This window comes from Microbacterium shimangi (genome assembly GCF_043556445.1).
In the GTDB taxonomy this organism is placed as follows: domain Bacteria; phylum Actinomycetota; class Actinomycetes; order Actinomycetales; family Microbacteriaceae; genus Microbacterium.
In genome coordinates this window covers 181,016-194,494 of record NZ_JBIGII010000003.1, presented here as the reverse complement: position 1 = coordinate 194,494, position 13,479 = coordinate 181,016, and the positions used below count along the sequence as shown (strand labels likewise).

General features: G+C 71.4%; 14 protein-coding genes. 11 read left to right on the top strand and 3 right to left on the bottom strand.

From position 1 onward, the window contains the following. Positions 1–13: 13 nt before the first annotated feature. Together pnuC and ACFXQA_RS02605 are read left to right on the top strand one after the other, a co-directional pair. Entirely contained in the window at positions 14–625 is a 612-nt protein-coding gene (gene pnuC / locus ACFXQA_RS02610; protein ID WP_394518232.1) for a nicotinamide riboside transporter PnuC, read from the top strand. Further along, positions 612–1,706: an AAA family ATPase gene (locus tag ACFXQA_RS02605; RefSeq protein WP_394518231.1), complete on the top strand. Its 1,095-nt coding sequence runs from the start codon at positions 612–614 to the stop codon at positions 1,704–1,706. The genes pnuC and ACFXQA_RS02605 overlap by 14 nt, the downstream gene beginning before the upstream one ends. A 34-nt stretch (positions 1,707–1,740) precedes the next feature. Here the strand turns inward: ACFXQA_RS02605 and ACFXQA_RS02600 are convergent, their stop codons facing one another. After that, positions 1,741–2,547: an SDR family NAD(P)-dependent oxidoreductase gene (locus ACFXQA_RS02600; protein WP_394518230.1), complete on the bottom strand. Its 807-nt coding sequence runs from the start codon at positions 2,545–2,547 to the stop codon at positions 1,741–1,743. Between the two features lie 105 nt (positions 2,548–2,652). On the opposite strand from ACFXQA_RS02600, the gene ACFXQA_RS02595 reads away from it, so the two are divergent. From ACFXQA_RS02595 to glsA, 7 genes are all read left to right on the top strand, one after another. Then, a complete protein-coding gene (locus ACFXQA_RS02595; RefSeq protein WP_394518229.1) occupies positions 2,653–3,246 on the top strand; it encodes a TetR/AcrR family transcriptional regulator in 594 nt (197 codons plus the stop codon). 61 nt (positions 3,247–3,307) lie between these two features. Beyond that, on the top strand, positions 3,308–4,882 hold the full coding sequence (locus ACFXQA_RS02590; protein ID WP_394518228.1) for an AAA family ATPase: 1,575 nt from the start codon (positions 3,308–3,310) through the stop codon (positions 4,880–4,882). Continuing rightward, the gene (locus ACFXQA_RS02585; protein WP_394518227.1) at positions 4,879–5,601 is read left to right on the top strand and encodes a potassium transporter Kef; all 723 of its coding nucleotides are present in this window, start codon (positions 4,879–4,881) and stop codon (positions 5,599–5,601) included. Before ACFXQA_RS02590 ends, ACFXQA_RS02585 begins: the two co-directional genes overlap by 4 nt. After that, complete coding sequence (locus ACFXQA_RS02580) at positions 5,598–7,469, top strand: vWA domain-containing protein (RefSeq protein ID WP_394518226.1); 1,872 nt, start codon at positions 5,598–5,600, stop codon at positions 7,467–7,469. Before ACFXQA_RS02585 ends, ACFXQA_RS02580 begins: the two co-directional genes overlap by 4 nt. Beyond that, a complete protein-coding gene (locus ACFXQA_RS02575) occupies positions 7,459–8,091 on the top strand; it encodes a phosphohydrolase (protein ID WP_394518225.1) in 633 nt (210 codons plus the stop codon). The genes ACFXQA_RS02580 and ACFXQA_RS02575 overlap by 11 nt, the downstream gene beginning before the upstream one ends. 40 nt (positions 8,092–8,131) lie before the next feature. Beyond that, positions 8,132–9,451: an AMP-binding protein gene (locus ACFXQA_RS02570; protein ID WP_394518224.1), complete on the top strand. Its 1,320-nt coding sequence runs from the start codon at positions 8,132–8,134 to the stop codon at positions 9,449–9,451. Positions 9,452–9,571: 120 nt separating this feature from the next. Continuing rightward, on the top strand, positions 9,572–10,510 hold the full coding sequence (gene glsA / locus ACFXQA_RS02565) for a glutaminase A (RefSeq protein WP_394518223.1): 939 nt from the start codon (positions 9,572–9,574) through the stop codon (positions 10,508–10,510). A gap of 5 nt (positions 10,511–10,515) precedes the next feature. Here glsA and ACFXQA_RS02560 read toward each other — a convergent pair whose 3' ends face one another. Then, positions 10,516–10,995: an SRPBCC family protein gene (locus ACFXQA_RS02560; RefSeq protein WP_394518222.1), complete on the bottom strand. Its 480-nt coding sequence runs from the start codon at positions 10,993–10,995 to the stop codon at positions 10,516–10,518. Between the two features lie 70 nt (positions 10,996–11,065). Here ACFXQA_RS02560 and ACFXQA_RS02555 point away from each other — a divergent pair, with 70 nt between their 5' ends. Both ACFXQA_RS02555 and ACFXQA_RS02550 read left to right on the top strand, forming a co-directional pair. Beyond that, positions 11,066–11,647, top strand: a complete 582-nt coding sequence (locus tag ACFXQA_RS02555; RefSeq protein ID WP_394518221.1) for a TetR/AcrR family transcriptional regulator — start codon at positions 11,066–11,068, stop codon at positions 11,645–11,647. Next, the gene (locus tag ACFXQA_RS02550) at positions 11,644–12,795 is read left to right on the top strand and encodes a GDSL-type esterase/lipase family protein (protein WP_394518220.1); all 1,152 of its coding nucleotides are present in this window, start codon (positions 11,644–11,646) and stop codon (positions 12,793–12,795) included. Before ACFXQA_RS02555 ends, ACFXQA_RS02550 begins: the two co-directional genes overlap by 4 nt. Before the next feature lie 15 nt (positions 12,796–12,810). On the opposite strand, the gene ACFXQA_RS02545 is transcribed toward ACFXQA_RS02550, so the two are convergent. Next, entirely contained in the window at positions 12,811–13,479 is a 669-nt protein-coding gene (locus ACFXQA_RS02545) for an SDR family NAD(P)-dependent oxidoreductase (protein WP_394518219.1), read from the bottom strand.

Sequence of the window (13,479 nt, the reverse complement as noted above, 5' to 3'; positions counted from 1 at the left end):
GTAGGCTGGGTCGGTGATCGACTGGGTGCTGGCCTACTGGACCGAGATTCTGGGATTCGCGACCGGGCTCGCGTGCGTGGCGTTGTCGGCTCGGCGGAACGTCTGGAACTTCCCCATCGGCATCGCGAACAACCTCATCTTCCTCGTCGTCTTCGGCTCGGCGGGGCTCTACGCGCTCGCCGGGCTGCAGCTCGTCTACCTCGGCTTCGCCGTGCACGGCTGGCTTCACTGGGCGCGGGGCGTGGAGCAAGACCGCCTGTACGTCGCCCGCACCCCGCTGCGCTGGATCCCGCTCCTCGTGGGGGCGGGAGTCGTCGGCGGCGCCGTGCTGTGGTGGGCGTTGGCGACCTTCACCGATTCGCCGCTGCCGCTGGCGGATGCCGCCACCACGGCGGGGAGCCTCGTCGCCCAATACCTGCTGAACCGCAAGCGCATCGAGAACTGGTACGTCTGGATCGGCGTCGACATCGCCCTGGTCTGGCTCGCCCTCGCGAGCGGCCTCACTATCACCGCGGTGCTGTACGTCGTCTTCATCGGTCTCTGCGTATACGGGCTCCTGTCGTGGCGACGCATCGAGAAAGCGACGGGCGATCCCGTCGACGAGGTGGCTCATGCCCGTGGCTGACGACCCCGGGCGGTTCGCGCACGCCCTGGTGATCGGCAAGTTCTACCCGCTGCACTCCGGGCATTCCGCGCTCATCCGCGCCGCGTCGCGCGCGAGCGACCGGGTGACCGTGCAGGTGCTGGGGTCATCGGTCGAGTCCATTCCGCTCGAGGTGCGTGCCGACTGGTTGCGGGAAGAGCATCCGACCGCGCGCGTCGTGTCGGCCCTCGACGACGCGCCTGTCGATTTCGGGTCGGATGCGGCCTGGGAGAGCCACACGGCGCTCATCGCGTCGCTGCTGGACGCACCGGTCGACGCCGTCTTCAGCTCCGACGCCTACGGCGAGGAGCTCTCCCGGCGCCTCGGCGCGGCCTGGCAGCGCGTCGACCCCGGCCGAGCCTTCAACCCCGTCTCGGGAACCGACATCCGCGCCGACGTGGCCGCACACTGGCACGAGCTCGCGCCGGCTGTCCGCGCGTGGTTGGGGGTGCGGGTGGTCGTCGTGGGTGCGGAGTCGACCGGTTCGACCGCGCTCGCCGAGGCGCTCGCCGCCGAGCTCGGCACCTCGTGGGTGCCCGAGTACGGCCGCGAGCACTCGGTGATCCGCGAGGGCGGCCTCGACACGCCCTGGCGGAGTGACGAGTTCGACCTCATCGTCGACCGGCAGATCGAGCTCGAGCGCCGGGCTCTGCGCACCATGCCGACCCCGGTGCTCGTGTGCGACACCGACGTCTTGGCGACCGCGCTCTGGCACGAGCGATACGTGGGGGCGGCGGCCGCTCGCATCCTGGAGCGGGCACGTGCCCACCCGCCAGCCCTTTACGTCCTCACCGGAGACGAGATCCCGTTCGTCCAAGACGGTATGCGCGACGGCGAGCACATCCGTCACGCGATGCAGGACCGCTTCCGCGAGGTGCTGGCGAGCTCGGAAGTGCCCTGGCTCGAGGTGCGCGGCGACGTCGCCGCGCGGGTCGCACAGGCACTGCCCGCCGTCGCCGCCGCCGTCGCCGCGCGGCTGTCCTTCGCCGCTCCCCTCGAAGCCCGATCGTGGGACGAGCAGGTCGCGCTCGAGGCCCTGGCGCGTTCGCGAGGGGCCGCGTAGCTGCCGCCACCGCTCGCGGGGGACGCGTGTGCGGTCAGCGGCGGCGGGCGGGGTCGGTGAGGCGATGCATCATCGCGGCCGTGCGACGCCTGCTCAACACTCGGCCGATGTTCGCTCCGATCCGGTTGGCCGAGCCGTCGATCACGCTCGGGCCCGGGTTGCGCCGATCGAGGTGGGCGAGTGCCGTGGCGACGACCTCTTCAGGTGTTCGCATGCGGGCTCCCGCGGTGGCGTCATCGGTTCCGACCACGGCGTTGAACTCGGTGCTCGTCGCGCCCGGCGAGAGGGCGAAGACGGTGACTCCCGATGCGCGGGTCTCAGCCCAGAGCGACTCGGTGAAACTCAGCACGAACGCTTTCGCCGCTCCATAGACGGCCATCCGCGGGGTGGGCGTGTAAGCGGCCATGCTGGCGACGTTGATGAGGAACCCCTCGCCCGCCTGGACCATGTCGGGCAGGAAGGCCGAGCTGATCTGCACGGGCGCGCTGATGTCGACGGCGATCTCGTGCCCCAGACGCTCGAGGTCTTCGTCGACGAAGTCGCCGAACGTGCCGAAGCCGGCGTTGTTGATGACGCCCGTGACGCGGAGCCCTGCCGCAGTGACCGCGGCCGAAAGCTCGGCGCCGACGGACGCCGCTCGCAGATCTTGGGTGATCGCCGTGACGGGCACGCCGTGCGCCCGCCTCAGTTCCTCGGCGAGTGCGTCGAGGCGATCCCGACGTCGCGCGACGAGCACCAGCTGAGCTCCGCGGGCGGCCAGCGCGCGGGCGAAGTTCGCGCCGATGCCCGATGACGCTCCGGTGATGAGGATGGTCTGTTTCGGGTAGTCCAATGCGGGCACTCGACGCTCCAGATCGTGGGGTGGAAAGGCGCGAGGTGCGTCCGATCGAGAATGTATGCCTGAGTGGCACTGAGTGTCAAGCGGGCATGGTTGTACGATGAGGGGGTGAGCTCCGAACCGACGCTGTGGCAGCGCTCCCGCCAGGCCGCGTATGCCGAGATCACGCGCGTGGCGATGGAGCTGTTCCTGCACCAGGGGTTCGAGCAGACGACGATCGAGCAGATCGCGTCGACGGCGGGCATCTCGCGCCGCTCGTTCTTCCGCTATTTCGGAACGAAAGAAGACATCGTCCTGGGCGATCTGGCAAGCCAGGGAGAACTGGTGCGAGATGCGCTCGAGCAGGTGCCCTCGACGGTCGGGCCGTGGGAGGCGCTGCGGCAGGCGCTGCACGCGGTCGATGCGCTCGACATCGAACCCGGTGTCACCCTGAAGATCGCCACGATGATGTACCGGACGCCGTCGCTCCGGGCGCGGAGTATCGAAAAGCATCTGCACTGGCAGTCGCTGCTGGTGCCCGACATTCGACGGCGTCTCGGCCTCGAAGAAGACGACGCGTCCGACCCGGCGCCGGCCGCGGTGGTCGCCAGTGCGATCGCTTGCCTGGATGTGGCCGGCGAGCTCTGGGTCAGCGGCGGCGGCGTCGGTGATCTCGCGGCGTTCTACGACCGCGCCGTGGAAGCGGTGCGTTCGGGCTCGTGATCCCCACCGCCCCGTAACCTCACGGCGGGCCGGGTCACGGCGCGCTGGATAGGCTGGCGGCATGTCGGATCGTTGGCACAAGGTCTCCGCCGCTCCCACGGCCCCTTCCGGCGACGAGGGAGTGACCCAGCTCTCGGTCGACGACCTGTTGCAGGGGGGAACGGATGCTGCCGGGCCCGCCTCGCTCGATGAGAAACTGCGCCAGGCGTACTACTGGATCGTGAACCGTGCGATCATCTCGCCCTACTACGACGTGGAGTTCTCGTCGGGCTCGCCGGTGTCGTTCGCGCTCGGTGATGCCGGGGCGACGCTGACGCTGCCGACCGAAGCATCCTTCTCGTCGAACGTCCTGCTGCCGCTGCTCACCTTCGCCGTGGGCGGCAAGTGCCTGCTCATCGGCGGTCCGGGTCGCGGCAAGACGACGGTCGCCGTGCTCATGGGGGTGATCGCCGGTTCCACCTCCGAAGAGGTGCGACGCGGCGTGCAGCAGGGGCAGCCGCAACTCACGGTCAGCGACCTGGTCGGAACGCCTCTGCCCCGCGACCTGGTCACCGCTGAACGGCTCGCCGACATCCGCGTCGCCTGGCGGGAGTGGCTCTCGCGGCCGGTGAAGATCATCGACGAGTACAACCGCATTCCCACCAAGACCCAGTCGGCGCTGTTGACGATGGTCGCCGAGGGCTACGTCGAGAGCAACGATCAGCTGCGCCGCACCGCCCCGGCCTCGGGGGTGGAGAGCTGGTTCTTCACCGCGAACGACGATGCCGGGGGCGGTACCTTCCCCGTGATCCAGGCACTCCGCGACCGTATGGACGTGACCGTGCCGGCGGCAGGCTTCAACAGCCGCTTCTTCTCCGAGCTCGTCACCCGCGTGGAGGCGGGCGAGAAGCCCGAAGAGCACGTGCCCGCCGAGATCGTCTTCGCCGCCGACGAGCAGACCCGCATGCGCGCGGAGATCCGGGCGGTGCCGATCCCGGCCGCGGTGCGGCGGCGCCTGGAGTTCTTCCTGGGGCAGTTCGAGTTCGTGCAACAGGGCGGGCGCCGTTTCGAGTACCGCACGAAAGACACCGTCACGACCGCGGGCGGCCGGGTCGCCGAGGCCATCGAGGCCAACACCGGCGCCGACCTCGCGGTCGACCTCGGAACCCAGACCCTCAACGGGCTCTCGGTGCGGTCGCTGCAGACCCTGGTCGTGTACGCCAAGGCCGTTGCGTGGTTCCGCGGGCGGGCCGAGGTGGGCCTCGACGACGTCGCCGCGGTGCTGCCGTTCGTGCTGCGCGGCAAGCTGCTGCCTCACGCGACGCACCCCCGCTTCGACGTGGGTGCCGAGCGCGAACTCCTCACCGACATCGCGAGCTGGCTCGGTGACCTGTTCGCCGAGTCGTGCCGCCAGTTCGACGCGCTCGGGCGCGACGCCGACGACCCCGTCGCCGATCTGCTCGCCCAGCTCGACCGGGGTCTCGACGGGGTGTCGGTGGTCGACGCGCAACGCCGCCTGACGCAGGTCGAGGGCCTGATCCGCCGCATCGCGGCCGTCGGAAAGCTCTACGGACGCGACTTCGACGACTTGACGGCCCTGAAGTACCTGCATCAGCGCTACAGCGCCTACCTGCGCTGGGCCGAAGAGTCCCGATGATCGGGCGGCCTCGGCATCTCGCCGACGACGGGCTCAGCGAAACGGGAGCCGACCCCCGTCTCCGTGTCGACGGGCTCGATCTCGAGGCCGTGACGACCAATGTCTCGCGGCTCGGCGGAGACGCGCAGCGATTCGCCCGCCGGCTCGCCTCGGCGCAGGCAGCGGGCGCCGAGGGCTCCGACCTGCTCCGCGGCGCGGTGGCTCTCGCCGCTTGGCGGTCGGGTGTTCTCGCGCTGCGCGACGAAGCGCTGGGGCGCCTGCGAGAGGTCGCTCGACACGGCGAGGGGCGAGGGGTGGCGGGCGCGGCGCTGGAGCTCGACCCCGATGACATCGAAGAGTTCGCCGCCCGCCAGGTCGACGACTGCTTCTGGTGGCCGGGGCGCCAGCGGTGGAACGGCTACGTGTGCGCCGTCGGCGGGTTCGCCGGGTTGGGCGGCGCGTGGATCGAACCTCCCCGAGACGGGCGGGTGCTGCGAGCGGTCGGGGCGCGCCCGAGCGGCGGCCCACCCGTGGCAGCCTCGACGACGTCGGATCCGGCGGCCTTCGCCGTGCGCACCGGCGACACGTGGTGGCGGGTCGACGCCGACGTGTGGGGGTCGCGACTGACCAAGACGGGCGACACGCCCGCGCCGTCGGCCGCGGTGCACACCTCCCGTGTCTCACTCGTCACCCGCGTCGACAGCTACCTCGCCTGGGTGCACGTGCGAGACGTCGCATGAGGGCCGCCGGCGCGGTCGATCCGCGGGTCGAGCGCCCGCTCGACGCACCGACGCGCGAGGCCTGGGCCGCCGCCCAGCGCACGTGGGGCGTGCGGATGAGCGACCCGCACCTGTTGCCGGGCGCGGGGCAGAAGGCCGGGTCGTTCGCGTGGTTCACGTTTCCGCCCGCCGTCTCGGTCGACCCGACGATGCTGGCCGACCTCGGTGTCGCCGGCGAGATCGAGAGCGTGTTCGCCCACGAGCTGGGCCACCACGCTCTCGCGCCCAGCACTCGCATCGATTCGCTGAAGATCCGCCACCAGATGGCTCGGGCACTGACGGCCTCGGGTGCGCGCGGCGTGCGCGCCGACCACGCGGGTCATCTCGCGAACATGTGGAACGACCTGCTCGTCAACACACGGCTCGCCCTGCTGCAGCGCCGTGAGGCGCGAGCCGGGGGCGAGACCGGGGAGCCGGGCATCGTGCGGGCGATGCGCATCACCACGGTGCCGGGATTCGACAGCGCCGATCGGCTGTGGTGGGTGTATCGGCGCACGTACGAACTGTTGTGGCAGCTGGTGCCAGGGTCGCTCTGCCCGCCCGTGCCGCCGCCTCCGGCGGCGTCCGCCGCGCCCACGCACGTCCCGCAGGAGACGCCGTTGTCGAAGATCCCCGAGAAGTTCCGCGAGAAAGAGATCGCGTTGCGCGCGGCGCGACGAGCGGCGGCGGAGGCAGCCCGGGCGCTCGACGCCGTGATCACCTCTGTTCCCGCGCTCGATGCCGATCTCGCCGCCGGCCTCGTGCGGACGTTCTCTGCCGACCCCGTCAGCGGCGCGCTGCGTTTCGGCATGCTGGCCGCGCCCTACCTCGTCGAAGCCGAGCGCGCAGGGTCGGGCGACGCGGCCACGGCCGGCCCGATGTTCGGCCGGGCCTGCGCCGCCGACGGCTCGCCACCGACCGCCGCCGAACTCGGGCGGGTGCTCGCCGACGGGCGGCTGCGCGGCAGCATCCCCGCCCCCGAGGGCCGATCAGCCGACGCGGGCGGAGCCGCCGGGCAGGGGTTCGGCGTCGCCGAGACCCTCGCGCTCTACGACACCGCCGACGCCGACGCCGTCATGGCGGCGTTCTACCGGGCCGAGGCCGCCCCCTGGGTGCGTCCATTCACGCAGCGCGCACCCGCGGAGCCCGAGGCCGCTCTCCCCGGGCCGCTGGCATTGTGGGAGGTGGGCGACCACGTCGCCGACATCGACTGGGCCGCGACGGTGCGCACCTCGGTCGACATCGTGCCGGGCATCACGACGCGCCGACGCACCTGGCTCGACGACGACGCGGCCCCGGCCGAGACCAGCCTCGAGCTCGACATCTACATCGACTCGTCGGGATCGATGCCCGATCCGCGACGCGGGTCGCCCGCGGTGCTGGCCGGCACGATCCTCGCTCTTTCGGTGCTGCGCGGCGGGGGCAGGGTGCGAGTGTCGAGCTTTTCGGGTCCGGGTGAGGTCGCCGGCTCCGAGAGGTTCTCACGCGACCACGTCGCGATCGTCCGCGACCTGACCACCTTCTTCTTCGGGGGCACCTCGTTTCCGCTCGACCTCTACGGGCGACGGTACGACGGCCTCCGCACCGACGACCCGAACGCCCGTCGCCACGTGGTCGTGCTCTCGGACGACGGCTTGATGTCGATGTTCGGGGTGGGGAACGAGCCCTACGCGTCGACGGCGGCGACCGTTCGCGGTGTGTTGACCACGGCGACGCTCGTGTTGCTCGACAGGCGACGGCAGGTCGCCGACGCGGCCGCAGCCGCGGGCTACGACGTGGTCTACCTCGAGACGATGAGCGATGCCCCCGCGGCGTGCGCGAAGCTGGCGGAGGTTCTGCATGGCCGATGACGACACGAGCGAAGAGGTACTCGCTCGCGCCCTCCTCACCTGGGCCGATCGCGGGGGCGAGACGGATGCGGCGTGGTCGGGCGTCGTGGAGGGTCCGGCGATCGACGAGATCGCCGCCCGCTTGACGAGCGCACCGCGCCCCTTTCTCGACGAGCGCGTGTCGATCGCGGCGCTCACCGGTGACGTGCTGGGCACCCAGCCGCTCGCGTGTCTCGCTTTCGTCGGCGAGCGGCGGGTGCGGACGGCCGCGGCGCTGGGGCTCTGGCTCGTGGCGAGCGAGTCGCTCGTCGGGTCGTTCTCGGTACCGCTGCGCGCCGATCGTTCGGCGCTCGCGGTCGATGCGCTCGCGCTGCGCCTGGGCACCGTCGTCGACCCGCTCGAATGGCTCTCGGACGACGAGAGGCGAGAAGAGGCCGCTCGGACCTTCTTGCTGTGGGGCGGAATGCTGCCGGCGGGCGAAGACGTGGCGACGGCCCGCGCGCTGCTCGCGGCGCGCGATTCGCTGCAGCGCAACCGCGCGCTCGCCGAGGCGTTCGAAGAGCACCGCCACCGGGCCGACGTCGCTCGCCGGTTGGCCGACGCGCGGGCCCGCGAGGCGGCGGCGAGGTACTCCACTGAGTGACCGGCCGACGGGCGGCGACGCCGACCGTCTGGGGGCCCTGATGCTCGGCGAATACGCGCCGGGCGCGTCGGCCGTGCTCCGCGACGACGAGCGCTGGCCGACCGTCGACGACGAGGGCCGCAGACGACTGGCGCGGTGGCGTCAGCATCCGCACGCTCCCCTGTGGGTGCACGCGACCGGAGACCGGCTCACCGCTGCCCAGATCGAGCGTGTGCAGCATCCGCTTCCTCGCGACGGCTGGCTCGACGCGCACCTCGCGACGGCCCGCGCCCTGATCCGCTACCGCGCGGCGCCGGGTCTCGATGACCTCGCCGATTTCCCCCCGATCACCCGCGCCGAGCTGGTCGATGACCTCGCGGCCTTCGTGCCGCTCGACGCCGACTTCGAGCGGATGCTGCACGGCACGAGTTCGGGATCGACGGGGGCGGCGCTGCTCATTCCCGACGATGTCGAAGAAGTCGCGCGGGGCTTCCACCTGCTCGTCGATCTCGTCCGCGGCGCCGGGGTCGAATGGCGCCCCGACGGCGAGCGTTTCGCGATCGCGAACCTCGTGCATCAGACCCAGGCCTTCACCTACCTCTCGCTCATCAGCTCGTTCGAGCATCGGGCCATGGCGCGCCTGAACCTGCACGCCGCCGCCTGGCGGAGCCCCGCGTCGCGCTCGATGTTCCTCTCGGACGCCGATCCGCAGGTGATCTCCGGCCACCCGACCAGCCTCGGGGAGTTGCTCTCGCCCGATCTGCGCGGGGCGGTGCGCCCGATCGCGATCTTCTCGGGAGCGATGGCGCTCGCCGCGCCACTGCGCACCCGCCTCGAGGACGCCTTCGAGTGCCCGGTGTTCGACGTGTACGGACTGCACGAGACGCGCCCGATCGCCGTGCGCACCGACGATGGCCCGTTCCGGGTGCTCGACCGCCGGGTGCACGTCGAGGTCCTGGATCGTGACGGCGCCGCGGTGCCCGACGGCGCGATGGGCGAGATCGTGGTCACCGCCGGCGAGAATCCGCTCCTCCCGCTCGTGCGCTATCGCACGGGCGACTTCGGCCGACTCGTGACCCTGCCCGACGGAGCGCCCGCCATCGCCGATCTCGAGGGTCGCGCGCACGCCGTGTTCCGTGCCGCCGACCGCCGCGAGGTGCCCAGCGTCGAACTCACCCAGCAGCTGCAGGCGCGCGGCGCGCTCGGGTGGGTGGTCGCGCAGCGAGCCGACGGTTCGATCACCGCGACGATCGCCGGCGGCGACGCGGCGTCCGTCGCTCGGGCATTGACCGCACTCCTCGGGTATGCGGTCGAGGTGCGACAGGTCGAACGCGTCGGCGATCTCGGCGAGGGCAAGCCGCGCCGCTACCGGGTGGTGTGACGGGGATCTCCTCGGCTTCCGCTGCCCTTGTCGCGATGCCCCTGCCGTGACAGTGTCCGGGGCGGGAGAATTGAGGATGCGGCGGCCCGCCCGCATCCGTCGTCCTGAGAAGCTGGGGGGATGAGCACCCCCCATCCCCGCGCGTACGACCTCGAAGCCCTCCGCGAGCGCGTGCTTTCTGAACGCGGAGGCGAGGTGGATGAGAGCATTCCGCAGCTCGCCGCGGCCAATTCCGATCTCTGCGGCATCGCGGTCGTCCTGGCCGACGGTACGGTGCGCGCGAGCGCGCAGGCCGACGTGCCGTTCAGCGTGCAGTCGGCGGTGAAGCCGTTCCTCTTCGCGCTCGCTCTTCTCGATACGGGCGGCCGGGCCCTCGATCGCATCGGCATCGAGCCGACGGGCGAGGCGTTCGACGCGATCAAGCTCGAGAGCGGCACCGGGCGTCCGCCGAACCCGATGGTCAACGCCGGCGCGATCCTGACCGCCGCCCTCGTCGACGGCGACGACCCCGACGCGCGCACCGACCGCATCGTGCGCGGTCTGTCGGCGTTCGCCGGGCGGGCGCTTGAGATCGACGACGAGGTCGCCCACTGCGAGCACCTACTGGGCGACCGCAATCACGCGCTCGCCCACCTCATGCGCGCCGAGGGGACCCTGGAGGTTGGCGCCGACGACGCGGTCGCGGTCTACGCGCGGGCGTGCGCGGTGCTCGTCGACGCCGAGACGCTCGCGATCATGGGCGCGACCCTGGCCCTGGGCGGAGTGAACCCGGTGACGGGAAAGCGGGTCGTTTCGGCGGAGATCGCCCGCGACGTCGTTTCGGTCATGGCGACGTGCGGGGTCTACGACGGCTCGGGCCGATGGATGCGCAGCGTCGGCGTGCCCGCGAAGTCCAGCGTCTCGGGCGCCATCGTCTTGTCGGCGCCGGGGGTGCTCGGAGCGGCCGTCGTCAGCCCGCCGCTGGACGAGCGGGGCACGAGCGTGCGCGGTGCTTTCGTGAGCGAGCGGCTGTCGGCCGACCTCGGGCTGCACGTGTTCGGGGCGCCGGCGCTGCGCTGAGGCCGTCAGCGCGCGACGGCTGCGAGCACCGTCGGGTCTTCGCAGCCCCGTGCGAAGCCGCGGATGCGTCGGTCGATGTCGCGCTGCAGGATCACGGCGCCGATGCGCTCGGCCAGGGGAGCGAGCCACTTCGGCTTGCAGGAGAAGTTGTAGCGCCAGATCGCGAGGGTCTGGTTCTCTTCACCGGGCACGGCGCTGAACCGCCACCCGCCACCGAGCCGCTCGAAGAACCACGAGCCCTTCGTCATCTTCATGCCGACGTTCGAGGGCGGGTTGTACGAGACGTACTCGCTCTCCATGCGGAAGCCGAAGCGCTGCACCGTGAAGGTGCGCACCCCCTTCGCCGGAACCGATGCACCCCCGAGCAGGTGCTGACGCCGGATGAACGGGTCCCACCGCAACCGCGCGTCTCCCGTGGTCTGCGACACCGCGAAGGCGGTGTCGACATCGACGGGAACGACGAGACGGGATTCGACGACGGGCATGCTTCATCGTGGCACGAGAGCATCTTCCTATACTGCGTAGGTGTAAACCTACATACTGTAGGTTGGGGTCATGCCCCGCGCGAAGCTCTCCCCTTCATCGGTCGTCGCGGACGCGGCGGCCCTCGCCGACCTCGAAGGTCTCGACGCGGTGACCGTGTCGGCGGTCGCGCGTCGCCTGGGCGTGCAGCCCGCGAGCCTCTACGAGCACGTCCGTGGAGTGGATGCTCTCTTCGACGGCGTCCAGGTGCTCGCGCTCGGCGAGCTCGGCGCACTCATCGGCGCGGGGGTCGCGGGTCGCTCCGGCGTCGATGCCCTCCGCGGTCTCGCCGAGGCGCATCGAGGGTATGCGCTCGCGCGGCCCGGGGCGTGGGCTGCTCTGCAGCGCACGGCGGGGGAGGCGGTCGCGACCTCGGCCGAAGCCGCGCGCGTCGCCGACCTCATGCTCGCCGCGGTGCGGGGCTACCCCGTTCCGGCGCGCGATCTCATCCATGCGGTGCGCTTCGTCGGGGCGACCATCAACGGATTCCTCTCGCTGACCCGGGCGGATGCTTTCGGGCATCGCGCCGACTCCGTCGAAGACTCCTGGGCGGCCGCCGTCGACGCCCTCGACCGTGCCCTGAACACCTGGCCCCCAGAAAGCGCGCCCTCATGATCTCCACGCCCTTCACCGCCGACCTCGTGCGCGGTGCCGCCGAACTCGAGCCGACTTCGCGGGGCGTCGCCCCCCACCGCCTGCCCGCGTGGGTGCGTCGGCAGTTCCCCGACCCGCGCCTGCTCGACATGGAGGCCCAGCCGTCCGGCGTGCGCCTCGCGTTCACGACCACGGCGTCGACGATCGAACTGGTCACCCATCCCGCGCGGGTGGCCTACCGGGGGCTCGACCGGCCGCGCGGTCGCATCGACGTCATCGTCGACGGGGCGCTGCGTCTGCGCGACGAGCTCGACGGGGGTGACCGGGTCGAGATCGATCTGCAGACCGGGGGCTCGACCGCCCACACCGGTCCCGTCCACACCACGCGGGTCGATCGCCTCGGCTCGGAGAGCAAGAACGTCGAGGTGTGGCTGCCGCACAACGAAGTCGTCGACCTCGTCGAGCTGCGCTCCGATGCCCCGATGAGCCCCGCAGCACGGGGGAGCAGGGTCTGGGTGCACCACGGCAGCTCGATCAGCCACGGCTCGAACGCACTCGCCCCGACCGAGATCTGGCCGGTCGCCGTGGCGAGGGCCGTCGGCGACGTCGAACTGCGCAATCTCGGCCTCGGCGGCAGTGCCCTGGTCGACCCGTTCCTCGCGCGCGTCATCCGAGATGCTCCCGCCGACGCCATCAGCGTCAAGCTCGGCATCAACGTCGTCAACTCCGACGCGATGCGCCTGCGGGCCTTCGTCCCCGCGATCCATGGGTTCCTCGACACCATCCGCGACGGTCACCCCGAGACGCCTCTCGTGCTCGTCTCGCCGATCTTCTGCGGCATCCATGAGACCACCCCCGGCCCTGGCGCCTTCGACCCCGCCGCCCTCGCCGCCGGGGAGGTGCGGTTCATCGCCACCGGCGCACCGAGCGACGCCGCGCAAGGCCGCCTCACGCTCGAAGTGATCCGCGACGCGCTGCGCACGGTCGTCGACCACCGAGCGGACGATGAGAATCTGCACTACCTCGACGGCCGCGATCTCTATGGTGCCGCCGACGCCGCCGACCATCCTCTGCCCGATGGGCTGCACCCCGACGCCGAGACCCACGCCCTCATCGGGCGCCGTTTCACCGAGCGTGTCTTCGCGCCGGGTGGACCGTTCGCACGCTGAGCCGGCGAATGAGGCTCAGTCGGCGTCGAGGTCGGTGGCGAACCGCCGGAAGTCGCCGCGCTCGGAGTGCATGGTCCACAGCGTGTCGGCCAGCACCGTCGGATCTTTCTGCGGATGCCCGGCGGTGATCGCCCCGGGAATGATGAGCTGGCCCACGTGGATGCCATCGTCGGCCAGGGTGTCGTGGATCATCTGCCCGTAGGCGCTCTGGCCCGCGAACGCGATCGACGTGCCCGCGTACTGCGCGACCGGCCGCACCGCGCTGCCGCCGTTGACGAAGAGCACCGTTCCGCGGCCGAGGAAGCGCATCCCCTGCAGCACCTGGTGCACCGCCGCGACGGGTGCCGCGATCGAGAACTCGAACGCGCCGAGCAGATCGGCCGGCGTCGTCTCGAGCACGGGCCGCAGGAACTCCTTTTGCGGCAGCGGGCTGTACTGCAGCACCTCGATCGGGCCGAGCTCCTGCCCGGCGCGGTCGAGCACGGCCGCCAGTGAGGCGGAGTCGCGCACATTCGCGGCGTAGCCCCGGGCGGTGAAACCCTCCGCGGTCAGTCCGTCGGCGAGAGCGTCGACGCGACCCTGGTCACGAGAGATGAGGGCGATGTCGAAGCCTTCGGCACCGAATCGGCGGGCGACGGCTGCGCCGAGGCCCGCGCCGGCACCGACGATGGCAAGAGTGGTCAT